Annotated in this window: 1 pseudogene; it reads right to left on the minus strand. The window is 44.9% G+C overall.

The features are described 5' to 3' along the window. Positions 1 to 23: 23 nt before the first annotated feature. Positions 24 to 245 (minus strand): annotated as a pseudogene (locus ACEYW6_RS36850) (hypothetical protein); the annotation flags it as partial.

Consider the following 245-nt stretch of genomic DNA (forward strand, 5'->3'; position numbering starts at 1 on the left):
TCTATCCTTGTTCTTACACCATGCTACAAAAAGCGGTGGGGGAAGATTAATTCGCTCCTTGCGTACAGTTTCCTCACACCAAGTCTTGAAGCCAAACCTTCTTCAGTTAACGGTTGCATTCGCGGACTTTGCCCAGAATAGGATGAATTGTTGTAGTACGATTTCTGCCCCCGCTTTTGTTGGTTGTTGAGATAGTCTTGAATTTTAATGATCGCCTCAGCCAACTGTGTCATTCGGGCTGTCAT

Source organism: Nostoc sp. UIC 10607, assembly GCF_047228265.1.
Lineage (GTDB): Bacteria > Cyanobacteriota > Cyanobacteriia > Cyanobacteriales > Nostocaceae > Nostoc > Nostoc foliaceum_A.